Genomic DNA, 24,078 nt, shown 5'->3' with positions numbered 1-24,078 from the left:
GTTGCCCAAGCCGCTATTCGTAGAAATGCCGCATGCGCCGGATGGTGGACAGCACCACCCAGTCGCCTAGCCGCGGCAGATAGTTGTGCACCAGCACGATGATTCGGCCCAAGGCCGAAATCACGGTGCGCTGCCGCCGCTTCCGCACGTGCCGCACAATAATGGCCGCCACTTCGGCCTGCGACTTCTGCCAGCGCGGCGGGCGGTGCGCAATGGGCACGGGCTGGCCGGACGCATCGAGCACGCGCTTTTCGGGGTCGTTTTGGGTGAAGCCGATGTGGACCACGCCAAAGTGAATGCCAGTATCGGCTAGTTCAAGCCGCAGGGTGTGGGCCAGGTTGGCCACGGCCGCCTTGCCCGCGCAGTAGGCCGAGCCGCTCGGCATGCCATTGAGGGCCGAGATGGAGGAAATGAACGTGACGCTGCCCCGCGAGCGCACCAAATGTGGCAGGGCGGCCTTGAGCGGGTACACCGAGCCATACACGTTGCTGTCAAGCACCTGCCGGAACACCTCGGGCTGCATGTCGGCGAAGTAGGCCCGCATGGAAATACTGGCGTTGGTTATCAGAATATCGACCTGGCCAAAGTGGTCGAGGGCCTTTTGCACGAGGCGCTCGCAGGCGGCGTAGTCGGTCACATCGGCCACGCAGCTGGCGACGGTGTGGCCGGCGGCGGCCAGGGTTTGTCGGGTTTGCTCCAGCCGCTCGGCATTGCGGCCGTTCAGGACCACGGCGGCCCCGTTTTCGCACAGCACCCGGGCCGTTTCGCGCCCAATGCCTGACTCGGAACCGGTGACAATGGCCACCTTGCCCGCAAAATCGCCCAGGCGCGGCCCTGGATATGAATCAGACATAGTGGTTGGCTTTAAACCAGTCGAAGGCTTCGGCTACGGCCTGTCTAATGGGCGTTTGGGGAAGTGCTAGTTCCTGCCGGGCCTTCTGCACGTTGAAATAGTGGTTATCGTTGGCCACGGCCGTCATGGCCGAATTCAGCTGCGCTGGCCGGCCGCTGAGCCACGCTTTCACGTCGCAGAATTCGCCATAGAGCGTGGCCAGTCCGGCCAGCACAGGCCAGCGCGGCGGCGGTACGCCCAGCACTTCAGCCATCAGCCCGAAAGCTTCGCGGTAGCTCAGGTTTTCATTGCCAAGAATATAGGACTCCCCTACCCGGCCCTGGGTAAGGGCATTAATGGTGGCCGTGGCCACGTCGCGCACGTGCACGTAGTTTTTGCCGCCCGGCGGGTAGCCCGGCAGCTTGCCCCGCAGTAGTTCCAGCAGCAGGGCGTTGGAAGTAGGCTTGGCATCTTGCGGGCCGAGCATGAAGGTGGGGTGCACCAGCACGGCGGGCAACTTCTTCTGCGCCACGGCGCGCAGCACGAGGTCAGTGGCCGCGCGCTTGCTGTCCATATAGTCGAGGCCGTATCGGCGGCCGGAATAAGGCCGGGTTTCGTCGCCGGGGTTGGCTTTGGGGCCGAAGCCGAAAACATTGGCCGTGCCCACGTACACCAGCCGGCGCACGCCAGCCCGCCGGGCCAGCCGCAGCACGGCTTTGGTACCGCCTACGTTGGCGGCCCACACAGCCGGGTTGCGGGCCGGGTTCACCCGGGCCAGCGCAGCGGCGTGGATGATGGCCGTGCAGCCGTCGGCCGCGCCGGCCATCGTGTGAGGTTGGGTAAGGTCGGCTTCGCGGTAGTCGATGTGCCAGTCGGCCGGAAATGGCGCGGGCGTGCCGGGCCGCAGCAGTGCCCGCACCTCGTGGCCGCGCTGGCGCAGTTCGGCCACAAGGTGCCGGCCCAGAAAGCCATTGGCACCGGTCACGAGCACAGTTTCAGCCATTAGTAGGTGTTGAGCATGGCTTTGTAGGTGCGGGCAATGCGCACCGGGGCCACCTTGAGGAAGTACATCGAGAAGGCGGTCAGGTTGGCCAACTGCACGCGCAGCCAGCTATTGTTGCGGTATTTGCGGGCCGACACCAGCACGTCCTGCGGCACAATCAGGAACGAAGCTACCCGCCGGATGCGCTGGATAATCTCAAAGTCCTCCATCACCACAAACCGCTCGTTGAACCCACCCAGCTGCCGGAACAACTCCCGCGTGATGAACAAAGTTTGGTCGCCACCCCGGCTCATAATCCCTTTGAAGCGAGTACCGTAGCTATTGATGCGCAGCAGCAGGCTCGACGAATCGAACCGGAACCGATAGCAGCCCGCCGCGTAGCCCTGCGCCACCGCCTGGCCGATGGTGACCACGTAGTCGGGGTGAATGCTCACATCGGCATGCACAAAATAGAGGACATCGCCGGTGGCGTGAGCGGCGCCGTGGTTCATCTGGGCGGCGCGGCCGGGCTTGGGGGACAGCAGCACAGTGGCCCCGGCCTGACGGGCCAGTTCAGCGGTGCCGTCGGGGCTGTGGGCATCTACTACCAGTATTTCTACCGCGCCGCTGGCATCGTGTCGGCACAGCTCTGCTACCAGCCGGGCAATGTTGGGGGCTTCGTTGAAGGTGGGAATGATGACGCTCAGTTTCATAGCAAGGGAAGGGCGGGGGCGCAATTTCTGCATTTCGCCGAACTCGCGCCACGAGTAGCTTCTCCTGCTTACGCAGGAGCCGTCAACTGCAGTTTGGAATGGGCAGAATCTTTGCCCGACCAGCGGTAGTGCGGGTCGTTTTTGGTCTTCACCAATCGACGCAGCTTCATTTCTCGTATGCCTGTGCACGAACGGCTTGCCCCACGTTTATTGCCGCCGCACAGGTCCGCAAACCAAGGGCATTCCGCTACTTCTCCGCTAATTTCTCTTCATGAAAACCACCCGCCTTTTCCCCCTCGCGTTACTCGGAGCTATGTTTTTGTCCGCCAATAGTTTCGGCTCTGCTCCAGCTTGTTCATCGGTCTGCCCGGCCACGGCCGCCAGCCCAGCCGCAGTTGACCACGGGAGCTACGACAAGCTGCTGAAAAAATACGTGAGCGCCAAGGGTCTCGTCAACTACAAAGGCCTCAAGGCCGACCAGAAAGAACTCAACAGCTACCTCGACATGCTCAGCCGGAACGCGCCCACCGCGTCGTGGAGCAAGGCCGAGCAGATGGCCTTCTGGATTAACGCCTACAATGCCTACACCATCCGGCTGGTGCTTGACCATTACCCCGTCTCAAGCATCAAGGACATTGGCTCGAAAATCAAGATTCCCTTTGTGACCACGCCCTGGGCCATCAAGTTTTTCAGCATCGGCGGCGAGAAAATGAGCCTCGACAACATTGAACACGGCACGCTGCGCAAGAAGTACGACGACCCGCGCATCCACTTCGCGCTGGTATGCGCCTCCATGTCGTGCCCGCGCCTGCGCAACGAAGCCTACACGGCCGCCAAGCTCGAAAGCCAGCTCGACGACCAGGGCCGCGACTTCCTGAACAACCCGGCCAAGAATAAAATCAGCGCCGCCAGCGCCCAACTTTCTAAGTACTTCGACTGGTACAAGGGCGACTGGGAAAAGAATGGCCAGTCGGTAGAAAAGTGGGTCAATAAGTATTCCAGCACCAAAATCGACGGCAAAACCAAGATTTCCTACCTCGACTACAACTGGAGCCTGAATGAGCAATAGGCCCTGGGCCGGCCAGCTACTGGCACTGCCAGCACTGTGGCTGGGCCTGGCCAGCGCGGCGCACGCCCAGGCCGCGCCCACCGAAACCCGCCGCTATGCCATTGAAGTGGCCGGCCTGCGCGTAGGCACCATGACGGCCACCCGGCAGCCCCAGCCCGGCACCACCGAGGTGATTTCCACGCTCACCAGCGACGTGCAGGTCACGTTCCTGTTTTATCACCTGAAGATTTACTACAAGGTGACCAACCGCGTGCGGGGCGGCCAGCTGCTGCTGTCTACGGTGGAGGCCCACACCAACCAGGGCGATTTTTCGTCGCGCACCGAGTGGCTGGGCGACCATTACGCCATCCGGGCCGACCAGTACAAACACCACTACCAGGCCACTGAAAAGCACCCCATCACCTACACCGTGACGGATATGTTTTTTGGCGAGCCCGGCAGCCATGCTACTGCCTTCGCCGAGTATTTCGGCGATTACTTCACTGTGAGCCGCGCTGCCGATGGCACCTATCGCGCCCACCGCGACGGCCGCGAGGACGAGTACCACTACGCCAACGGCCAGCTGGTGACGCTCATCAAAAAGAACCCGCTGAAAAATTTCGTCATTCGGCTGCTGCCGTAGCGGTGGGCAATGCAAAAGCGCCTGTCATCCTGAGCGGAGCGAAGGACCTTATCACGCATGAACAAGCCGTTCTAACATGATAAGGTCCTTCGCTCCGCTCAGGATGACAGGCGCTTAAATCAGCTCCTGCCCCTCTTAACCCTTCTACTTCGTCAGCACGACGTAGCCGTAGGCGGGCAGCGCCAGCGTGCTGCCCAGCGCAACCGGGCCGCCTTGCAGGGCGTTGGTCCAGGTGGTGCTGTTCAGGGTGGCGGGCAGCGTGAAGGAAGTGGCCGCGTTGCGGGTATTGACTACTACCAGCGCCTGCGACGTGCCTGATGCTTTGGTGAAAGCGCAGACGTTGGCGGTGCTGTAGGAGGCCGTGGGCAGGCCATGCTGCAGGGCCGGGCTGGCGGCGCGGGCTTTCAGCAGCTGGCGATAGAGGCGCGTTACCTCGGGGTGGGCATTCCAGTTCACCTTCACGCCGGTGAAGGGGAATTTGATGGCCGTGCTCATGCCCACTTCCTGGCCGTTGTAAATCATGGGCACGCCCTTGTAGAGCGCGGCGATGACGAAGGCCGACATGGCGCCTGCGTCGCCGCCAAACAGCGCCACCGGCGTGCCGTCGGAGTCGTTCACGTCGTGGTTGGTGATGTAGCGTACCACCTGCTGCGTGCTGCCGTTGGTGCCTGCGTACTCGCTGGTGTTGAGGTTATCGAAGGTGGTGGCGGAAGCATTGTTGCGGTACACGTTATAAATACCGCCGTAGAAGTTGAAGCCAAAATTGTAGTCGAAGCCCGAAGCGAAGTTGCTGCTGCGGGTGCCTTCGGCCAACATCAGCAACTTGTGGGTCTTGATGGTGCGAAGCGTATCCACGGCCTGTTTCCAGAAGGTGGAAGCGGCGATGGTGGGCGCATCGGCATAGTCGCAGCGGAAGCCGTCGACGTTGGCCGTGTACACCCACGATTTCATGGCCGAAATCATCTCCGCGCGCATGGCCGCGTTGCTGAAATCGAGCTGGGCCACGTCGGTGAAGGTGGTGGTGGGCGGGCTGATGATGGTGCCGTTGCTTTTCAGATACCAGTCGGGGTGGTCGGTTATCCAGGCATTGTCCCAGCTGGTGTGGTTGGCCACCCAGTCCAGCATCACGGTCAGGCCCTTGGCATGGGCGGCGTCCACCAGCGTGCGCAGGTCGGCCAGCGTGCCGAACTCGGCGTTCACGGCGCGGTAGTCCTTCACGGCGTAGGGCGAGTTCACGCCGCGCAACTGGCCCACTGGGTATATCGGCATGAGGTACACCACGTTCGCGCCCAGATTCTTAATGGAATCGAGCCGGGCCGTGACGCCCGCAAAGTTGGCGCTCTGGCTGAAGGCCCGCATGTTCACCTGGTAAATCACGGCATCCTCGCGGTTGGGCACGCCCGCGAAGGGCGTGCCATACTGGGCCGGGTCGGCCGAAGTAGGCGTGGTGGGCGTAGTGGGCGGCACGACCGGCGTTGGGGCCGAGGGCGTGTCCTTTTTGCAACCAGCCATGAAGCTGGTGGCCAGCAGCAAAGCCAGGCTGTATTTAGCTAAAATACGACGAATAGACATGGAGGAAATTTTAAAAAAGGACAAGGAATAGCGCGCCGAAACGCGGAGCGTTATTTGGTAACCGGCTTGAAGCTGATGGCCGCCCCGCCGCCGGGGGCCAGCTGCAGGGTCAGGGCCGATTTGCTGGTTACCACCTGCTTGCTGATGCGGTAGGCCGTGGGGTTTTTCTGCCAGTCGGCGCCTTTGCCGTCGGCGTAAATGGTGGCCTCGTAACGCTGCCCGGGCGTCAGGAAATCCAGCTTGATGGGCTGCTGACGCGCTTTTTCGTCGGTGATGCTGCCGAGGTACCACTCATCCTTGCCTTTGGCTTTGCGCACGGTGGTGAGGTAGTCGCCGGGCTCGGCGGCCAGGATGCGGGTGTCGTCCCAGTCCACGGGCACGTCTTCGATGAACCGGAAGGCGTCGAGGTGCTGGTTGTAGTTTTCGGGCAGGTCGGCGGCCATTTGCAGGGGCGAGTACATGGTCACGTACAGGGCCAGCTGCTTGGCCAGCGTGGTGTGTACCAGGCGCTTGCCGGTCGGCTCAAAGTTCTGGAGCTTGAAGATGCCGGGCGTGTAGTCCATCGGCCCGCCCATGAGGCGCGTGAAGGGCAGGATGGTTTCGTGCTCGGGCTGGTTGCCCTCGCTGAAGGCGTTGAACTCGTTGCCGCGGGCAGCTTCGCAGGCCAGCCAGTTGGGGTAGGTGCGGTTGAGTCCTGTCGGGCGCACGGGCTCGTGCATGTCGACCATGATGCGGTAGTCGGCCGTTTTCTGGGCCGTTTGCACGTAGTGGTTCACCATCCACTGGCCGTCGTGGTGCTCGCCGCGCGGGATGATTTTGCCCACGTAGCCAGTCTTCACCGAAGTGTAGCCGTGGGCATTCATGAAGCGGTAGGCATTATCCTGGCGACGCTCGTAGTTAGTGGCCGCGCCGCTGGTTTCGTGGTGCATGATGATGTTGACGCCCTTGGCGGCGGCGTAGCGCTGCAGCTCGTCCACGTCGAAATCCGGGTAGGGCGTCACGAAGTCGAACACTTCCTCCTTCCAGTTATTGGCCCAGTCTTCCCAACCCACGTTCCAGCCCTCCACCAGCACGCCGGGAATATGGTGCGCGGCGGCAAAGTCGATGTATTGCTTCACGTGGGCCGTGTTGGCCATGTGGCGGCCGTTGGGCTTGAGCTTGCGCCAATCGGTGCCGGCCAGCTTGATGTTGAAGGTGTCGGCGTAGTTCCAGCTGCCGCGGCCGGTCTGCATTTCCCACCACACGCCCACAAATTTCTGGGGCTTAATCCAGCTCGGGTCGGCGATTTTGCTGGGCTCGTTCAGGTTCAGGATGAGCTTGCTGGCCAATACCTCGGGCGCTTTGTCGCTCACTACAATGGTGCGCCAGGGCGTGTGCTCCGGGGCCTGCAAATAGGCCTTGGCGCCCGTGCCAGTGGCATCGGGCACGAGCTGGCTGGTTAGGTCAAACGTTTTGGTGTCCACGTTCAGGTACAGGGCCGGGTAGTTCACCAGCGCCGCCTCATGGATGTTGATGTACAGCCCGTCGTCCGATTTTAGCATCAGCGGCGTTTGCACGCGGTTGGCCGGGGCCTTTTGCTGAATGGCCGGAATGGGCGTGGTGTTCACCTCGCTCACGCGGCTGGTGGTGTAGGCGTACTCGTTCGAGTCGTAGTCGCCCGGAATCCAGAACGCCTTATGGTTGGCGGGCAGATGAAACTCCGTAAATTCGTCCTGCACCGTGAAGTATTGCAGCCCGGCCTGGCGCGGAAACTCGTAGCGGAACCCCACCCCATCGGCAAATACCCGGAACACCACGTCCAGCTTGCGGCCATCGGCGGCGGGCTGGCGCAGGTGCACCGTGAGCTGCTGGTAGTGGTTGCGAATATCTTTCACCTCGCCCCACACCGGCTGCCAGGTTTCGTCCACGTCTTTGGTTTCGCTGCCCGTGAGCACCAACGGTCCCTCAAAGCCCTTGCCATCGGCAAAGCTCAGCCCGAGGCGTGAGGGCGCAAGCACAGTTTTCGGGCCGAAGGCCACGGCGTAAGTCGGGCGGCCGTCGGGGTTCAGGGCCACGGTCAGGCTCACTTTGCCGAGGCGGGCGGTGAGCGGGGCAGTGGCCTGCGCGCGGGCCTGGGAGCCAGCCGCCAACAGCACCGCCAGCAGAATTTCTTTTGTCATTCGGGGGTCAAAATCGCAACGCAACGGGCGCCGCTACTTCTTCAAAATTAGGTACTGATAGGGCTGTAGCGTCAGTTTTTCCAGTGCCACGGAATGGCCATCGAAGACATTGCGCCAGCCCGCACTGCTTACACTGGCGGGCAGCGGGTAGTTCACAGCGGCGTTGCGCAGATTGGCCAGCACCAGCACCTGCTCCCGACCTTCAGTTTTGGTGAAGGCGCACACGTCGTCGGTGCTGTAGGAGGCCAGCGCACCGTTGCGCACAGCTGTGCTACCGTTGCGAAACTTAATCAGGCGCTGATATTCTTTGGTCAGGGCCGGGTTGGGTGTCCAGTCAATCGGCCGGCGCGCCCCCATGAATGGCACCCGCTCGGCGTAGCCCACTTCCTGGCCGTTGTAAATCATGGGCGTGGCCTTCATATAAGCAGCCACCACAAAGGCCGCCATGGCCCCGCGCTGGTTGCCAAATAGCTGCGCTGGCGTGCCGTCCCAGGCGTTGATGTCGTGGTTGGAGATGTAGCGCACCATCCGGGCGTTGGTCGGGGCGTTGCGGTAGTTGGCGGTGTTCACCGAGTCAATGAGTTTGACACTCTTGCCTTTGGCAAAAATGTCGCCCTTCAGCACATTCATAAAACCGAAGTCGTAGCACAGGTCGAAACCGCCCTGCAGGTAATATTTCTTCTTGTCGCCTTCGGCCAGCATCAGCAGCTTGTGCTTCGGAATGGCACGCAGGCTGGCCAGGGCTTTGGTGAAAAACTCCTGGCTGGGGCCGTCGGCGTAGTCGAAGCGGTAGCCGTCGATGTTGGCCGCGAACACCCAGTAGCGCAAGGCCTCAATCATAGCCGCGTGCACTTCGGGCTTGGCCCAGTTAAGCTGGGCAATGTCCTTCCAATCGGGTATCGGGTTCACGATGTTGCCGGTGGCGTCGTGCAGGTACCAGTCGGGGTGCTGGGTTATCCAGGCGTGGTCGAAGCTGGTGTGGTTGCCCACCCAGTCCAGCATCACGGCCAGGCCGCGGGCGTGCGCAGCGTCCACCAGCGTGCGCAGGTCGGCCAGCGTGCCGAACTCCGGATTCACCGCCGTGTAGTTCTGCACAGCAAAGGGCGAATCGACGGCCCGCAGCTTGCCGATGGGGAAAATGGGCATCAAATACACCACGTTTGCGCCCAGACTCTTAATTGAGTCAAGCCGGGCCGTGACGGCTTTGAAGGTTCCTTCTTTGCTGAAGCCCCGCATGTTGACCTGGTAGATGGTGGCATCGCGGCCATCGGGCACGCCGCCGAAGGGCCGGCCGTACTGCGCGGGGTCTTTGGCTGGTTTCGGCGTGGCCTGAGCGGCAACCGGGCCGACGCAAGCCAAACCCGCCAACAGGGTCAGGAAGAAGGAGAAGACGTTTTTTTTCATGAAAAGGAACGATGTAGAGACGCGACACTTCGCGTCTCCTCGTTGCTGATGTTGTTAGTCTGCACAGATTTGCGCGTCCTGGCCGTTCAACGACGAGACGCAAGTATGCGTCTCGTCGTTGAACGGCTTACCGCCGCACTTCTATCCGACGGCTGCTCACACCGGCCGCCGTTTGCAGGCGCAGCAGGTATACGCCGTTGGCCACGTCGGCCAGCCCGAAGGTGAAGGTGTTGCCCGTGCCCTTTTGCTCGGCCACCACCTGGCCCAGCAGGTTGAGCAGCGTGGCGCGTACGGGGCCAGTCGGCCTGACCAGCCCGCCAAGCTGCACGGTGAGCTGGTCGGTGGCCGGGTTGGGGAATACGCCTACCTCGGGCGCAGCGCCCGACTTAGCAGCAGCCAGCGCCGTGGCTACCGGCGCCAGCGCCACACCCCGAAACGAGGTGTTGGCGGGCAGCGGCACGAAGGGCGCGGGCAGGGCCGTGATGCTCGGAGCGGCGTTGTAGCCGGCCTGGTCGGTCACGGTGTAGAGCCCGCCGCCCCCGCTGGCAATCAGCTGCACGGCCGTACCGATGCGCTGGCCCGTGAGGCCGCGCAGCAGCGCCGTGGTGCTGCCGCCAATGGTGCCATTCAGCGTCCAGGTGCCGCCCACCAAGCTCCACTTCTGAATGCCGCCGGTGCTGGCGTCATCGGTCACGTACACCACGTCGAGGCCAGGAATGGTAGTGCTTAAATCGGCGAAGTAGAAGCCGTAGGAGCTGGGGCCGCTGGCCGTGGGGAAGCCCGGCAGCAGCGCCGTGGCCGCGCCGGCCGCCGTGGGCAGCCCGGTGCCAATCTGGTTCAGGCCGTAGTTGGAATTGGCGGCCGAAGTGGCGTAGAGGTTGCCGCCGGCAATGCCCAGGATGCGGAAGTTCGTCACCGTGCCGGTGCTCAGCGCCGTGGTGGCCCCGGCGTTGCCGAAGGGCACGTAGCGGATGCCGCTGTTGCCGCCCGACACGTAAAACGCGCTGCCGTCGGTGCTCACCGCCGTGCGGACATTGGTGCCCGAAAAGGCGTCGTTGATGCGGGTGTTGGTGTCCACACTGCCATCGGTGCCGATGCGGGCCACGAGGCGGTTGTTGGTGGTGCCACTGTTGGTGCTGGTCACGATGCCGGCTGTGCCTGGCACGGCGTTGTAGCCGGTCAGTAGCAGGTAGCGGCCATCCACCGAGCGGGTAATGTTGTCCGAAGTAGCCGTGCCGCTGTTGGTAAAGGCGCGCACGGTTCCGTTGTCGGCGGTGGGCATGGCAATGCTGCGCACCAGCGCGCCGCCCAGCGTGTACTCGTCCACAAATTCCGGGGTAGCGGCGGTGGTGAGCGTGGCCGAGCCATCGCCCACCCGCACCACGGCCACGTTGCCGGGCGTGAAAGCCATGGAAGTGGTCGGTGACGTCACCTGCTGGTAGGCCAGCTGCTGCAGCGTAACGGCCGTAGCGGGCGCAATGCCCAGCGCCGCCGCTGCCTGCTCGCTAGCCCCGAGGGTGCGCGGGTCCACGTTGGTGAGCTGGTAAAACAGCACCAGCGCGCTCAGGTAGCTGCCCGTGGTGCTGGGGTGCACGTAGTCGACATTCCAGAGGTTGATTTTGGCGGGGTCAGGCGTGTAGGGGTTGCGGGTGGCGATGCCGGTGGTAATGGCGCGCATCCAGGCGTCGCCCACCGGGGCCACGGCGGCGAAGTGGCCGTTGGTGGCAAAGGCCTGGTAGAAGGCCCGGTGCAGGTCCTGGGCCATCGAGTCGAGAGGCAAGCCCACGTAGCGCGACCCGGCGGGGTAGGTGTAATCGGGGCGGGCCCAGGTGCCGTACAGGTACACCTGCGCGGCAGGGTTAGCCGCGTGAATGGCCTGCTCCAGGCGGGTGGAATAGTCGTAGAACAAGGCTAGGTTGCCGCCACGGGTGCTGGGCACCGGCCGAGTGCTTTGCTCCTGCAACACCACTTTGTCCCAGCCCGGCTGCGCTATCAATGACAAGGCGTTGGTGTGGTGGAATTCCAGCGTCTTGCCGCTTACCGCCTCCAACTGCACGTCGTAGTTCAACCCGGTCTGCACCGTGAATTTCTTGAAAATGCCCGGGATGCCGCCAAAAGCCGCCAGCATGCCCGAATCGTGGGCGCGCGGGTTGCCAGCGGGCAGGTTGTAGTTCAAATCCGTGACGGCCCCGGAGTTGTAGTTCAGCACCGGCGTGTACTGCCCGTGCGTGAAGCTGTTGCCCACGAACAGCACGCGGGTCTGGGCCTGGGCCGTGGTATTCAGGCCCAGCGCGGTAGCGGCCAGCCCGAGGAAACGTAAAGCGGTTTTTTGAGGAAGGAAAGAAAGCATAGACAAAACGGGAAAGGACTTTTGCGAAAGCGGCCGGCCATTCAATGGCTGGGGCGCGGTGGATAAATTGATGCGCCGCACATCGGACCCAGCCGGCCCCATATGCGGCGCGTTGAAGACTAGCGGGTTATTTCCAGGCGGCGGTTGGCTACTTTGTCGCCCACCTGCACTTTCACCAGGTAGATGCCGGTGGACAGGTCGTTCGTCGACACCTTGAAATCGTGGAAGCCGGCGGGCTGCTTGGCCTCGAGCAGGGTGCGGACTTCGCGGCCCAGCAGGTCGGTTACGCGCACGGCCACAGCCTGCGTGCCACCCTGCACCTGGTAGGAAATGGTCGATTCGCCCTGCGCCGGGTTCGGGAACACGCTCATGGCCACCACGGCGTCGTCAGCCTGGCGGGTGCTGGTTACCACCACGTTGAGCGTGGCGGCCTGGGTACCGGGATACAGCGTCTGGTTGGTGAAGTCGGGGCTGAAACCCAGGTTGTTGTTGCCGTTGCCGGGGATTTCCGGAATCACGTCCGACGACCAGTAGGCGTCGCCGCTCACGTAGCCCGCAAACACGCGCACGATGGACGCGCCCGAGGGCAGCCCCAGCGAGGTGCGGTTGAACTCGTATTCGAGGCCGTAGGAGCCCGCGCCGCCGCCGTTGGCATTGCCGGGGTTGCTGGTGATGTCGATGGTGGGCGTGCTGGGGGCCTTGTAGGCCACGCGGGTACCGGCAAACAGGCTGTACACGCCCGTGGTCGAGGACGGCGGGATGGTATTGGCCACGCCGTCGTTCGAAGCGGGCGTGCTGATGCCGTCGCCCAGCGACTTGGCCACGCCCGTGGTGGCCGTGTAGATGGCCGCCTGCACGTCCATGTTGCCGGTAGTGGCAATGGCCGCGTCGGCTTCCAGCTCCAGCTTGGTGCCGCCGATGCTGCCGCCCCCGAAGGTGCCGAATACCGTGGAAGCGCCCGCAATGCCGGGCAGCCCCGTACCCACCGGCACGCCGGATTTATTCGGCAAGTCCATATAGAGCTGGAAGTTATTGCCGCCCACCTCGATGGTACCGGCCAGCGCGATGTAGAGCTTGGTAGCGGTGTTGGCCCCGTACATGCGCAGCAGGCCGGCGTTGCCGAAGCCGGCGTTGCCCACGTGCGCCGGGCTGAATGCGCCCAGCGACACATACTTACCGCCCGCACCAATTTCGCTGGCATTGATGACGCCGTCGAGCACCACCTGGGCGCGGGCGCTGAGAGTAGCCCCGCCCAAAGCAGCGAGGAAAGCGAGCGTAAACGTTTTGTTCATGAGTGAAAAGCTGAAAAAGTGAGTGGGAATGGAAAATGACGGGCCGGGGCAGGTAGCCCCGGCAAGGGGCTTGGGACTTAGTGCCTGGGTTTGCTCAATCAGCTGACAATTCCCAATGTCTTCCGAGGTTCCCACCCGGTTTCCCACCGAGAGCGCCCAGACACTAAGTCCCAAACCATTATGCAGTTGCGAGCATTGCCTGTCATTCCGACGAAGGAGGAATCTGAGAAAAGTCTTCCGACCATTTGAGTCAGATTCCTCCCTGCGGTCGGAATAACAGTCATGCCTTAGTACCCGGGGTTCTGCACCAGCGAGGGGTTGGCCACGATGTCGGTGGATGGCAAGGGGTACAGGTTGTATTTGGCGTCGATGCTCTGGCCGGCTTTCACGCCACCTTTCCAGGGCCACAGGTAGGTGGAACCCGTGAACTTGCCGAAGCGCACGAGGTCGGTGCGGCGCGTGCCTTCCCAGTACAGCTCGCGGGCGCGCTCTTCGAGGATGAAGTCGGGGGCCGTGAGCTCGGCGGTGGTTACGTGGCCGTCGGTGGTGCCGGGGGTGTTGCCGTAGGCGCGGTCGCGCAGCAGGTTCACGTAGGCCAGGGCCTGGGTTTGAGTGCCGCCCCGGCCGTTGCGCAGCACGGCTTCGGCGTACATCAGGTACACATCGGCCAGGCGGAAGAGCGGGAAATCGGTGTCGACAAAAATCTGCTGCGGGTCGTTGCCGTTGGCGCCGGTGGATGTTTTGTTGCGCCACTTCGTCACGGCGTAGCCGTCGGTGAAGGCCGTCAGGTCGTTGATTTCCAGGTTCTGGCCCGTGGTGAAAAACATGGCCCGGGTATCGAAGCCGCTGGCCGGCGTGGGGAACAGCAGCGGCAGGTTCTTGCGGGTGCGGTTGCCGGCCCAGGCGCTGTTGATGCCGAAGCCGGTGTTGAGCATGCGGCCGCCCACGGCGGCGTGCACCAGGTAGGTAGTGCCGCCATACACCTGCGATACCAGCCCGTCGCTCTCCAGCGGGAAGATGATTTCCGAAGCTGAAGTCACGTTGTTATCGGCCAGGAAAAGCAGCCGGTATTCCGGGGCCAGCACGTAGCTGGGCTTGGTCAGAATCTTGTTGCAGTACACTAGGCAGCTGTCGTAGGCGGCCGTGGTGGTGCGGCCCGTGTACACGTTGCCGTTCAGGTAGAGCTTGGCGGCCAGGGCCCAGGCAGCACCCTTGTCGGCGCGGCCGTAGGGGGCCTGGTGGGCAGCCAGCAGCGCCGGCTGAATGTCGCGCAGCTCCTGGGTGATGTAGTCGAACAGCTCGGCCCGCTTGATTTGCCGGGGCTGCAGCTGCTTGCTGGGCAGGTCGGCCTCGGTCACAAAGGGCACATTGCCATACAAATCGATGGCGTGCGAATAGGCCACGGCGCGCAGGAAGCGGGCTTCGGCCCGGTAGGTGCGGGCCTTGTCGGCGTTGGCCCCAGTAATGCCGCGGCTGCCGAGCTTGTCATCGCTGGTTTCCCGGATGAACTCGTTGCACAGCGCGATGGTGTAGAAAATGCGCGTGTAACAGTTGTTTATCAGGTCGTTGCCCGAGGTCCAGGTGGCTTTGTTCAGCTCCTGCAGCGGCGGGCTGTTCCAGGCTACTACGGCTTCGTCGGTGGGCAGCTCCTGCAGGTACCAGTAGGCACGCAGATAGGCGGTTTCGCCTTCGTCCTTGCCCTGGCCGGCAAACACGTCGGGCGCACCCGAGTTGCCCGACAGGTTGAGCGAGGCGTAGCATTTGGCCAGCACCTGGATGTAGTTGGCCGGGTCGCGGTACACCGATTCGGTGTTCAGGTCGTAGAAGGGCTCGCGTTGCAGGTCCTTGTTGCAGGCCGTGAGGCCGCCGGTAAGCGCGGCCGCCGCCACGGCAAATACGAGCCCGGCGCGGCGCAGAATGGGGTGGGATTTCATATCAGAATGCAGCGTGAGGATGATTAAAAGCCGACGTTGACGCCCAGCGTCACGGTGCGGGGAAGGGGGTAGAAATTGCTGTCGATACCGTTGGAGCGCTCCGGGTCGAGGCCGGAGTACTTGGTGAGCAGCAGCAGGTTCTGGCCGGCCAGGCTCAGGCGCAGGGTGGTGCCGGCGCGCAGCAGGCTGCCGAAATCGTAGCCCAGCGTCACGTTTTGCAGGCGCACGAAAGAGGCGCTTTCCAGGTTGATGTCGCTGTAGGGCTGCCCGTTAGCAAAGCCCGTGTTGTAGATGGCGGGCACCACGTTCGAGTTGTAGTTGTGCGTGGTATTCAGGCCGTAGTAGTTGTTCTGGCCCGCGGCCACGTTGTTGTAGATGTAGCCGCCCACGTTGGAGCGCACCGTGAAGGCAAAGCTGGCCTTGCCGTAGCTCAGGTTCGAGCCGAACCCGAAAATGGCGCTGGGCGCGGGGTTCTTGCCGTACACCTTGTCGCGGTCGTTGATTTGGCCGTCGCCGTTCTGGTCCACGTACTGCACCGTGCTGGTGCTGGAGGAGAGGTCCTGCAGCGGCTTGCCGTTCTCGTACTTCTGCTGGTACAGGAAGAAAGTGTTGGGCGCGTAGCCCACGGCATTCACCTGCACAAACTGGAAGTTGCCGACGTTGCCCGTGGGCGTGCCCAGGTAGTTGGGGTCTTCGGCCAGCAGCAGCTTGGTAATCTTGCCCCGGTTCACGGTGGCGTTGAAATTCACCGACCAGTTCAGGCGCTCGCCTTGCAGCACGTTGTAGTTCAGGGCCAGCTCCACGCCGCGGTTTTCGAGGTTGCCGATATTGGTGAGCACCGTGTTGGAGAGGTTGGTGCCGGCCCGGATGGGCACCACGGCCAGCAGGTCGCTGGTTTTGCGCAGGTACACGTCCACCGAACCGGTGAAGCGGTTGTTCAGGAAGCCGAAGTCCAGGCCTGCGTCATACGTATCGGTCTGCTCCCATTTCAGGTTGGCGTCGTAGGCGGCTGGCTTGAGGGTGCGAATGGTATCGGTGCCAAAAATCTGGCTGACCGACGGCGAGCTGAGGCTGTACTTGGCCAGGTACGGGTAGTCGCCGGCCACGCTGGTGATGTCCTGCTGGCCCGTGCGGCCGAAGCTCACGCGCAGCTTCAGGTCCGAAACCGTGCGGGAATCCTTCAGGAAGCTCTGCTGGTTGATGCGCCAGGCCACCGAAGCCGCCGGGAAATACCCCCACGGGTTGCGGAAGTGCGACGAGCCGTCGGCTCGCACCGTGCCCGTGAACAGGTACCGGTCGCGGAAATTGTAGTTGACGCGGCCGTAGTACGACAGCAGCGTGTACTGCGTCTTGAAGGGGTTTTCGGCCGGCAACAGCGGATTCACCCGCGAGCCATCGGCCTTGTAACCAAAGCGGAACGGCGAGTAGGTGTAGAAATCCTGGTACGAGTAGCCCGCCAGCGCCTCCACGTGGTGGTCGCCAAGCTGTTTGCTGTAGTTGAGGTAGGCTTCCAGCAGCTTGTTGTTCTTCTCTTGGCGGTAGGAAGTATTCTGACCCATGGTACTGAATGCCAACGACGAAGCCGCCGGAATAAACACCGTGCCGTTGCTGCGCGAGAGGTCGTAGCCCAGGTTTAGGTTGGCGTGCAGGTCGGGCAGGAAGTGCAGCTTGTAGTCGAACTGCACGTTGCCGATGCTGCGCAGCACCGTGCTCCTGTCGCGCTTGTCGTTGAGGCGCGCCACGGGGTTGCGGTCGCTCAAATCGTTCGGAATCGCGCCAGCTTTCCATTCGAAATAGCCATTGAAGCCGTTCGGGCTGCTGTCGTAAATCGGCTGCGTGGGGTCGAAGCGCGCCGCGCCGCCAATGGCGCCCTGGTCGGCAAAACGGTAGTCGGCCCAGGTGCCTTTCGCGTTCACATCGATGCGCAAGTGGTTATCGAACAGGCGCGGCGACAGGCCCAGCGAGGCCGAGTTCCGCTTCAGGTTGCCGGTTTTCAGGGTGCCGTCCTGGTCGAGGTAGCCCACCGAAATGCGGTAGGGCATGTGCTTGGCGCTGCCGCTCAGGCTCACGCTATTGTCCGTGGTCCAGGCCGTTTTATAGATGGCGTCCTGCCAGTCGGTATTGGCCGTGCCCAGGTAAGAGGGCGTCGAAGCCGGAATACTGCCGTTGAGCTTGGCCTGGGCAAACAGCGTGCGGTAAGCGTCGGCGCTCAGTACGTCCACCTTGCCATAGTTCGTGGCCCGCGACACCTGCGAGCTGATATTCACATGCATCTTCTCCCCTTCCACCCCTTTCTTGGTGGTGATGAGGATGACGCCATTCGATGCCCGCGAGCCATAAATGGCCGTCGCCGAAGCATCCTTGAGCACCGTGAAACTCTCAATATCCTGCGGATTCACCAGCGACAGCGGGTTGCCCGCCCCGCTAATACCCTGGTTGTCAACCGGCACCCCGTCGATGACGATGAGCGGGTCGTTGCTGGCATTCAGCGACGAGCCCCCGCGAATGCGAATCACGCTGGCCTCGCCGGGTGCGCCGCCGCCGGTCGTAATCTGCACGCCGGCCACCTTGCCCTGCACCAGCTGCTCGGGTGAAGTCACCTGGCCTTGCACGAAGTCTTTGGTGGTCACGGTGGTTACGGCGCCGGTTACGTCCTGGCGGCGGGTGGTGCCGTAGCCCACCACCACCGCCTCGCTCAAGGCAGTAGCATTCTCGCTCAGGGCCGTGGCGGCTAGCTGAATGGTCTGGCCTTCGCTCACGGTCACTGGCACACGCACCGAGTTCAGCCCGATGGACGAGTAAACCAGCGTGTGCGGCCCGGCGGGCACGTTGGCAATACTGAAGACCCCGGCCGCATCGGTTGAGGAGCCCAGCGTGGTGCCCTCCACAATCACGGTGACGCCCGGAATGCCTTCGCCCTTGGCATCCACCACGCGGCCGGTGATGGTGCCGCCGGCCAGCATTTCCGCGCCGGCCAGTGGCGTCGCCAGGGCCGCCGGGTACGCCAGCGCGGCGTTCATAACGAAAGCGCCCAGCGCTGAAGTCAGCAGCGACTTTCGCAGCAAGCGGGCAGTAAGCAGAGGAGGTAACGGGTGCAGCATGGGTGGGAGTTTAATGGTGGCTAATCGTAGTGCCGGCGGCCCGCTGCCGGGCAATAAATCAGCCGATGGCAGCGCGGCCCTCCCCCGCCGAGCCACGAACCGAGTCAGCGGTTCCAGCCATTTTCGACAATCGTTTGGGGGAGCTTGCCGGGCAAAACTAGAGTTACCCCTACCCCACCGAAACTTGTCAAACCACAGTATGAAAAATATTAACCTCCCACACCGTTTACCCTTTCACATACAATTCATTACCCCAAATAATACCTCTTAAAATATTGACCGTGTATAGCCGTTTCGCCTTCCATTTCATACAAAAAAAGAGGCCTTAGCCTCTTAAAACAGCCGCCAAAGTTCAGCTTATTTACACCCCGCTAAAGCAGTCGCTCTTATTGTCCATCACCATCTCCGAGCCTCCATCGCAGCCCCACCTCGAGCTATAATTTTTGCTCGCTTCGCTCCGGTGTGCGCTTACTCACCTCATCATAAATCAGGTGCTGCTTGGCTACAGCCGCTGAGCAAAAGCCTCACTTTTCAGACGGCCTGAATGGCCTGAATGCGCGCTTCGAATTCCTCGTTCGGCAGGAACGAGCGGTTCTTCACCCGGGTCTTGTAGGTGTAAATCGTGTTGATGGAGTAGCCCAGCATTCGGCTGATTTGCTCACTGTCATCGATGCCGAGGCGGATGAGGGCGAAGATGCGCAGCTCCGTGGTCAGCAGCTGGTCGTCGGTCAGCTTCACCCGCTCCTCGTCACTGAACAGCGCGTTGAACTGCGCGATGAAGTTGGGAAACAGCCGCAGAAACACCGTGTCAAACCCCTTCAATAGCTCGTTGCGCTCGGTCTTGATGTTCACGCCATCCACCAGTTTCTGCACGCCAGCGTACTGCTTGCTGGCCAGCAGGGCGTCGAGCCGCTTCTTCAGAGTTTCGATTTTGTCAATGTACTGCGAGTTGTTGTGGAAGTAGAAGCCGATGTACTCTTCCTTAATCTTGTTGGCCTCGTTCAGGTCGCCATTCAGCTGCCGCAGCACCTCGTTGCGCTCGCGTAGCTCTTGGTTGGTGGCAAAAATCACCCGGTCGGCCTTGCGCACCTTCCGCAGCTGCTTGAAGCTGATAACGGCAAACCCAATGACCACGCCCGCCAGCAGCGTCATGATAATGGCGTAGGTTTTCAGCGACTTGCGCTGATTTTCAATGATATTGATTTTCTGTCCCTCAATGATGGATGAGACGTGGCTGATTTCAATCTGCCGTTGCCGGGCTTTGTAAAACGCGGCATCTTCCCGCGCCTCCCTGATGAAGGTGTAGGCGTTTTTCAGGTCGCCCTGGCGGTAGCAGTAGTCCGAGAGCTTGAAGATGGCCGTGGTTTCCTTGGTGGCCGTTTTCACGTCGGCGATGGCCGACACCAGCAGCAACTCCACAGCCTTATCCGTCTGCCCGGCCAGCTCGTAGAGGTAGGCCGTGGTGCTGGCGCTCACGGCCAGCTGGTGCAGCGTGAGGTGCGGCAGGCGCAGAATCTGCTGGTACACGGCCGCGCCCGCTTTCAGGTTGTTGGTTTTCTGCGCCCGAAACTCCTGCACCGACAGGTACTCGTAGGAGCCGGGGCGGGCGTATTGCAGGGCCGTATCGGCGTAGGCCAATGCTTTAGAATAGTACGTGGGCCGGTATACCTGGTCCTGGTTGAAATCGCCCAGGTCGCTGTAGGCCCGGGCTTTCAGAAAATAAAAGCTCTGCTTGTCCGCCTCTTTCAGCAGCGTTGGGTTGATGCCCTCGAGCGTTTCAAAGGTTTCCTTGAACAGGCCCGAGGAGAGCAACACAAAAGCCAGCTTCAGCTTAGCCACCTCTACTTTCTCGGGCTGCTTCAGCTGATTGGCCAGCCGAATAACCTTCTGGCAGTACACAAAGGCCGAATCGTACTTAAACGCCTTGTATTCATCGTAAATGCGCAGCCCCAGGTCAAACTTTGCGTTGTCGTTTGCTTCCGCCGAGGCAAACTCGGCCGTGAGCTCGGCAATGCGATTCAGGCGCTGCGAGTCGTACTCCTTCTTATGGTCCAGTACCCGGTTTAGTTCGATTAGCAGGCTGTCGGTCGTGCCCGTGCTTACCGCAGCATAAACAGGAGCCACGCCAAAGAGCAGGCCACACAGGAGTAAAAAGAGCTTCACGGGAGACAACAAGCAGGTATTCGGGCAGTGCAAGGGCCAAAAGTAACAGATTGTTGATGCGATGCGGCAGGCGCCACTTATCCTCAGCGGCTCCGCTGGCTGTGCGCCCCGCGCTATTGGCTGAGCACCTTCCCCACCGAAAACATTCGGGCATAGTTGTCGGCCAGCCCCGCCGCGTTGCGGCCGGCCATAATGCTGGCTGCTGAATCAGCCTGCGCGAGCTTCAGCGTCAGCCCGGCCTTGGGAAAACCACCAAAAAGCTGCCGGGCATCAGCCGTGACTTCCACGGTTTTCGCCGCGCCAGCGCTGAGCACCAGCTGGCCAGGTGCCAGCGGCAGGGTCACGGGGCGGTAGCACCCGTCGCGGGCCACATGGTACACGAAGGCCCCCAGCTCGCGGGCGGGCTTCTGGAAGTACCCCTCGCATTTAAGAAATACATAGTCAGACTCCCACTGCCAGAACATGCCAAAATCCGGGTTGAGCGGCCCCGCCCGGTCGGGGCCGTGGTTCACCAGGCTATCCAGCCCCACGGCGAAGCCAATGGCCGTGTACTCGCCTACCGGCACGCCCGCCAGGACAAACGTGAAATCAGAAGTGCCGTCTTCGTCCACTTCCAATAGGTGCCAGCTTCGCGGCTCTCGCCATTCCGTCCCGTCGGCGCGCTGGAGGCGCAGGTTACTTAGGTAGTAGGCGTACCGGGTCAGCTCGACTACATCGCCCGGCAGGGTAGTGTAGGACTGGTGCAGCTGCAGCCGCTCGGCCCCAAACACATTCCGAACCCGCACGCGGACCTCTGCCGTTGGTGCCGCCGGCGGGTCCGGGGGCAGCACCCGGAACGAAGCCGCTACCAGACTTGCTATTGCCCAGCCCGCGCATATCATCAGTCGCATGATATCTGCTCGCTAAAAAGATGAATACAAACCGCTCCTATCCAGCCCGCAACCCCAGGCTGGCCCGTGCGCGCTCCTACTTTCGGCTCGCCGTGGCTTTGACGAAGGGGTCGGAAAAACGGGGGTCGGTGATAAAAGTCGAGTCCGTCAGCATGTTCAGGAATGCCAGCACGCTTTCTTTTTCTTCAGGCGTCAGGAGCAGGCTTTTGCCGCCGCGCTGGTTGGTGGCTTCGATGAGCAGCGGGCTCAGCGTGGCGCTGGGCTGTAGGTGCTCGTTGTAGTGGTCCAGCACTTCGCTCAGCGTCTTAAACCGACCGTCGTGCATGTAAGGGGCCGTGAGGGCAATGTTGCGCAGGCTCGGGATGCGGAACATGCCGCGGTTCTGGTAGCGCTTAGTCACGCCTTCCCGGCCTACGTCTTTGGGGTTTGCCTCCAGCCCGTTGTTGTGGAAGTAGTCCATAAAGGTCTTCGGTCCGGCGTGGCAGTCGCCGCAGTTGGCGCCGCGCAGGGCGTTTTCCGGCGTAGGGTGGGTCATGAACAAAATCGAGCCGGTCAGTTCGGCTCCCGTGGGCTGGTATTTGCCCTGCAGGTACTGGTCGTAGCGCGAATTGCTGGAAATAAGCGTCCGCTCGAACTGGGCAATGGCTTTCACCAGGTTTTCCTTCGTAATCTGCTCGCTGCCAAAAACCAGCTTGAATAGCGGCGGGTAGATGCTGGTGCGCTGCAGTTTGGCCACGCCCTGCTCCAGCGACTGGTGCATCTCCAGCGAATCCTGGATGGGCACGGCGGCCTGTTCTTCGAGCGTAGCGGCGCGCCCATCCCAGAACAAGTTGCGCACCCACAACAGATTAACCAGCGACATGGCGCTGCGGCGTCCTTCCTTGCCGTCGATGCCCCGGCTGACTGCTTTGCCATCCGTAAAGGCCCGGGCTTGCTGGTGGCAGGTACCACAGGACATCTTATTGTTGCCCGACAGCCGCTTTTCGTAAAACAGCATGCGCCCCAAAAACACGCCTTCCTTCGTCATAGGGTTGCTGGGGTACCGGGCCAGCTCATCCCCAAAGTAAGCGGGGTAATTCAGCGCATACGGCCCTATTTCGGTTGGAAGCGCCGATTTGGGCGGCGCTCCAGCCACTAGCAGCAAGAACAGCAGCGCCGAAAGCAATAAATAGAGCTGCGATTTCATACGCTTTATGTCTGTCCTTCAACACGATTTTACATATAAATATATTGAAATAGTATCAATGAACAAAAAAAGTTGATTCGTCCTCCAGCCATGCAATAAGACGCGCTTGCCCACCGGCTCCTGCTGCTAGCAGATGCCGTTACCATCCAAATTTGTATCAGCAGCGCATAGCCCACTGGCAACCACTGCATTCCGAAGCTGCGTCAAAAGCAAAACAGCCACTCAGACTTGCGTCTGAGTGGCTGTTAGTGTTACTGGTGGGAAGTAAAGGATTCGAACCTTCGACCTCTTGCGTGTGAAGCAAGCGCTCTAAACCAACTGAGCTAACCTCCCATTAAAAAATCTGCACGCCCTATCAGCAGGTGCAGCAGCCCCGGCGCAAACCAGGAGGCCGTTTTAGAAGAAAACAGCCACTCAGATATTAATCCAAGTGGCTGCTTATCAGTGTGGGGGATGTAGGGTTCGAACCTACGACCCTCTGCTTGTAAGGCAGATGCTCTGAACCAGCTGAGCTAATCCCCCGTGTGGTTGTTTCCGTTTGGGATTGCAAAGATGGGAGGACTTTTTGGAAACACAAAACCCTCCGCTGCATTTGGGCGCATATTTTTTCGTTTTTGGCTTAAATCCGGAAGCAACAAATTCATTTTCAGCGCAAGAAATTTTCGCCTGATTTCAGAAAAAAACTGTGCGGCCGGCGCCACTGCAGGAAAGCAACGTATTCCGGGCGCCCGCGTTAAGGAGTTGGAACAAACTTCTCACTCAACACCCCCATCCGATGGATACCCAACTCCTCCAGAATTATTCAGAACAAGAAAAAACTGCTTACCTAAGCGCCATTGCCAGCCTGGCCACTGCCGACCGGCAGGCCTCGGGCGCCGAAGGCCAATTTTTGCAAGCGCTGGCCCAGCAGGCCGGCTTGTCGGGCGGGGCTACCCAGCAGGTGCTGGCCGCTGCACAGGACGCCACCAATCAGAGCATTCAGCAGAACCTGGACGTTCTCAAGAACAGTGATTTACGCTTCTCGCTCGTCACCGACCTCATCAGCTTTGCTCGCGCCGATGGCTCGTATGCCAACGATGAGGAGGCCATGATTAGCAAAATGTCTCAGTACCTCGGCATCAACCCTGAGCAGAAGCAAACCCTCGAAACCGTGGTGGACCAAGCCGCCAGCGTCCCCCACGACCCGCAAGACCCGGCCAAAACCGGATTCCTGAGCAGCATCGGCGATAAACTCTCCAATGTTGGCATTCCCAAGGGTGCGCTTATGGCCGGCCTGCTAGGCGTGGTGGCTCCAATGGTGATTTCGAAAGTGATGAGCGGCGGCAGCCAGAATCAAAGCGGCTACGGCGACCAGAGCAGTTCCGGCGGCGGCTTGCTGGGCGGCAGCATGGGTGGCTTGCTGGGCGGGGCGGCGCATAGCGGCATGGGCAGCCTGCTCGGCGGCTTGCTGGGCAGCGGCATGCTGGGTGGCCTGTTGGGCGGTGGCAATTCCAACGCCACGGCCAATATGCCGCAGCAGGGTTCGGCCATCGGTAGCGGTGGGCTGGGCTCGATGATGTCCATTCTGGGCGGCCTGGGCGGGCGGCCCAACTCGCAACCGGCCAGCGCCGGCGGCTCGGGCCTGGGCGGTCTGCTGAACGGTGGCCTGGGCGGAATGCTCGGCGGCTTGTTTGGCGGCCGTTAGGCACGCGAATTCGCCCACAAAATCCGTGGAATCCGAAAAATCCAGGCCAATCAGTGGTTAGGGTTTGGCCACCGGGGCCGCCACCACGGGCGCGCCGGCAAACAGGCCGCCGTGCTGCTCCACCA

16 protein-coding genes and 2 tRNA genes are annotated in these 24,078 nt (G+C 61.6%); 3 read left to right on the top strand and 15 right to left on the bottom strand.

The window, feature by feature from the left end; translation table 11 throughout:
- Nucleotides 1–13: 13 nt before the first annotated feature.
- Genes I7X13_RS20795 through I7X13_RS20785 form a run of 3 tightly spaced genes read right to left on the bottom strand, consistent with a single transcriptional unit; the run spans nt 14 to nt 2,527 of the window.
- Nucleotides 14–853: an SDR family oxidoreductase gene (locus I7X13_RS20795; protein WP_198076961.1), complete on the bottom strand. Its 840-nt coding sequence runs from the start codon at nt 851–853 to the stop codon at nt 14–16.
- Nucleotides 846–1,835 (bottom strand): NAD-dependent epimerase/dehydratase family protein, encoded by a 990-nt coding sequence (locus I7X13_RS20790; RefSeq protein ID WP_198070057.1) that lies wholly within the window; start codon nt 1,833–1,835, stop codon nt 846–848. The genes I7X13_RS20795 and I7X13_RS20790 overlap by 8 nt, the downstream gene beginning before the upstream one ends.
- Nucleotides 1,835–2,527 (bottom strand): TIGR04283 family arsenosugar biosynthesis glycosyltransferase, encoded by a 693-nt coding sequence (locus I7X13_RS20785; protein ID WP_198070056.1) that lies wholly within the window; start codon nt 2,525–2,527, stop codon nt 1,835–1,837. Before I7X13_RS20785 ends, I7X13_RS20790 begins: the two co-directional genes overlap by 1 nt.
- A gap of 271 nt (nt 2,528–2,798) precedes the next feature.
- On the opposite strand from I7X13_RS20785, the gene I7X13_RS20780 reads away from it, so the two are divergent.
- Together I7X13_RS20780 and I7X13_RS20775 are read left to right on the top strand one after the other, a co-directional pair.
- Complete coding sequence (locus I7X13_RS20780) at nt 2,799–3,596, top strand: DUF547 domain-containing protein (RefSeq protein WP_211532102.1); 798 nt, start codon at nt 2,799–2,801, stop codon at nt 3,594–3,596.
- Nucleotides 3,586–4,218: a DUF6134 family protein gene (locus I7X13_RS20775; RefSeq protein WP_211532101.1), complete on the top strand. Its 633-nt coding sequence runs from the start codon at nt 3,586–3,588 to the stop codon at nt 4,216–4,218. The genes I7X13_RS20780 and I7X13_RS20775 overlap by 11 nt, the downstream gene beginning before the upstream one ends.
- Before the next feature lie 144 nt (nt 4,219–4,362).
- On the opposite strand, the gene I7X13_RS20770 is transcribed toward I7X13_RS20775, so the two are convergent.
- The 12 genes from I7X13_RS20770 to I7X13_RS20715 form a co-directional block, all read right to left on the bottom strand.
- Nucleotides 4,363–5,790 (bottom strand): alpha-amylase family glycosyl hydrolase, encoded by a 1,428-nt coding sequence (locus I7X13_RS20770; protein ID WP_198076960.1) that lies wholly within the window; start codon nt 5,788–5,790, stop codon nt 4,363–4,365.
- A 50-nt stretch (nt 5,791–5,840) separates the two neighbouring features.
- Nucleotides 5,841–7,949, bottom strand: a complete 2,109-nt coding sequence (locus tag I7X13_RS20765; protein ID WP_198076959.1) for a glycoside hydrolase family 97 protein — start codon at nt 7,947–7,949, stop codon at nt 5,841–5,843.
- 33 nt (nt 7,950–7,982) lie between these two features.
- On the bottom strand, nt 7,983–9,353 hold the full coding sequence (locus I7X13_RS20760; RefSeq protein ID WP_198076958.1) for an alpha-amylase family glycosyl hydrolase: 1,371 nt from the start codon (nt 9,351–9,353) through the stop codon (nt 7,983–7,985).
- Nucleotides 9,354–9,480: 127 nt separating this feature from the next.
- On the bottom strand, nt 9,481–11,703 hold the full coding sequence (locus I7X13_RS20755) for a T9SS type A sorting domain-containing protein (protein WP_198076957.1): 2,223 nt from the start codon (nt 11,701–11,703) through the stop codon (nt 9,481–9,483).
- 119 nt (nt 11,704–11,822) lie between these two features.
- Entirely contained in the window at nt 11,823–12,995 is a 1,173-nt protein-coding gene (locus I7X13_RS20750; protein ID WP_198076956.1) for a T9SS type A sorting domain-containing protein, read from the bottom strand.
- Between the two features lie 287 nt (nt 12,996–13,282).
- The gene (locus I7X13_RS20745) at nt 13,283–14,929 is read right to left on the bottom strand and encodes a RagB/SusD family nutrient uptake outer membrane protein (RefSeq protein ID WP_198076955.1); all 1,647 of its coding nucleotides are present in this window, start codon (nt 14,927–14,929) and stop codon (nt 13,283–13,285) included.
- Between the two features lie 23 nt (nt 14,930–14,952).
- The gene (locus I7X13_RS20740) at nt 14,953–18,030 is read right to left on the bottom strand and encodes a SusC/RagA family TonB-linked outer membrane protein (protein ID WP_198076954.1); all 3,078 of its coding nucleotides are present in this window, start codon (nt 18,028–18,030) and stop codon (nt 14,953–14,955) included.
- Nucleotides 18,031–18,561: 531 nt separating this feature from the next.
- Nucleotides 18,562–20,193, bottom strand: a complete 1,632-nt coding sequence (locus tag I7X13_RS21975) for a DUF6377 domain-containing protein (protein ID WP_198070048.1) — start codon at nt 20,191–20,193, stop codon at nt 18,562–18,564.
- A 113-nt stretch (nt 20,194–20,306) separates the two neighbouring features.
- Nucleotides 20,307–21,083, bottom strand: coding sequence for an MbnP family protein (locus tag I7X13_RS20730; RefSeq protein ID WP_198076953.1), 777 nt, complete (start codon nt 21,081–21,083; stop codon nt 20,307–20,309).
- Between the two features lie 76 nt (nt 21,084–21,159).
- A complete protein-coding gene (locus I7X13_RS20725; protein WP_198076952.1) occupies nt 21,160–22,269 on the bottom strand; it encodes a cytochrome-c peroxidase in 1,110 nt (369 codons plus the stop codon).
- 255 nt (nt 22,270–22,524) lie between these two features.
- A tRNA-Val gene (locus tag I7X13_RS20720) sits at nt 22,525–22,602 on the bottom strand.
- Between the two features lie 114 nt (nt 22,603–22,716).
- Nucleotides 22,717–22,791: transfer RNA gene (locus I7X13_RS20715), tRNA-Val, on the bottom strand.
- A 253-nt stretch (nt 22,792–23,044) separates the two neighbouring features.
- Between I7X13_RS20715 and I7X13_RS20710 the strand changes: the two genes are divergently transcribed.
- Entirely contained in the window at nt 23,045–23,953 is a 909-nt protein-coding gene (locus I7X13_RS20710) for a TerB family tellurite resistance protein (RefSeq protein ID WP_198076951.1), read from the top strand.
- Nucleotides 23,954–24,078: the final 125 nt, after the last annotated feature.

Origin of the sequence: Hymenobacter negativus (assembly GCF_016056375.1) — a bacterium.
GTDB classification, from domain to species: domain Bacteria; phylum Bacteroidota; class Bacteroidia; order Cytophagales; family Hymenobacteraceae; genus Hymenobacter; species Hymenobacter negativus_A.
This window is presented reverse-complemented; position numbering and strand designations above follow the sequence as displayed.

Coding starts and splice junctions, on each gene's coding strand:
- I7X13_RS20775 (WP_211532101.1), top strand. CDS start 3,586: ATGAGCAATAGGCCCTGGGCCGGCCAGCTACTGGCACTGCCAGCACTG.
- I7X13_RS20755 (WP_198076957.1), bottom strand. CDS start 11,703: ATGCTTTCTTTCCTTCCTCAAAAAACCGCTTTACGTTTCCTCGGGCTG.
- I7X13_RS20770 (WP_198076960.1), bottom strand. CDS start 5,790: ATGTCTATTCGTCGTATTTTAGCTAAATACAGCCTGGCTTTGCTGCTG.
- I7X13_RS20750 (WP_198076956.1), bottom strand. CDS start 12,995: ATGAACAAAACGTTTACGCTCGCTTTCCTCGCTGCTTTGGGCGGGGCT.
- I7X13_RS20765 (WP_198076959.1), bottom strand. CDS start 7,949: ATGACAAAAGAAATTCTGCTGGCGGTGCTGTTGGCGGCTGGCTCCCAG.
- I7X13_RS20725 (WP_198076952.1), bottom strand. CDS start 22,269: ATGAAATCGCAGCTCTATTTATTGCTTTCGGCGCTGCTGTTCTTGCTG.
- I7X13_RS20785 (WP_198070056.1), bottom strand. CDS start 2,527: ATGAAACTGAGCGTCATCATTCCCACCTTCAACGAAGCCCCCAACATT.
- I7X13_RS20740 (WP_198076954.1), bottom strand. CDS start 18,030: ATGCTGCACCCGTTACCTCCTCTGCTTACTGCCCGCTTGCTGCGAAAG.
- I7X13_RS20760 (WP_198076958.1), bottom strand. CDS start 9,353: ATGAAAAAAAACGTCTTCTCCTTCTTCCTGACCCTGTTGGCGGGTTTG.
- I7X13_RS20745 (WP_198076955.1), bottom strand. CDS start 14,929: ATGAAATCCCACCCCATTCTGCGCCGCGCCGGGCTCGTATTTGCCGTG.
- I7X13_RS20780 (WP_211532102.1), top strand. CDS start 2,799: ATGAAAACCACCCGCCTTTTCCCCCTCGCGTTACTCGGAGCTATGTTT.
- I7X13_RS20795 (WP_198076961.1), bottom strand. CDS start 853: ATGTCTGATTCATATCCAGGGCCGCGCCTGGGCGATTTTGCGGGCAAG.
- I7X13_RS20730 (WP_198076953.1), bottom strand. CDS start 21,083: ATGCGACTGATGATATGCGCGGGCTGGGCAATAGCAAGTCTGGTAGCG.
- I7X13_RS20790 (WP_198070057.1), bottom strand. CDS start 1,835: ATGGCTGAAACTGTGCTCGTGACCGGTGCCAATGGCTTTCTGGGCCGG.
- I7X13_RS20710 (WP_198076951.1), top strand. CDS start 23,045: ATGGATACCCAACTCCTCCAGAATTATTCAGAACAAGAAAAAACTGCT.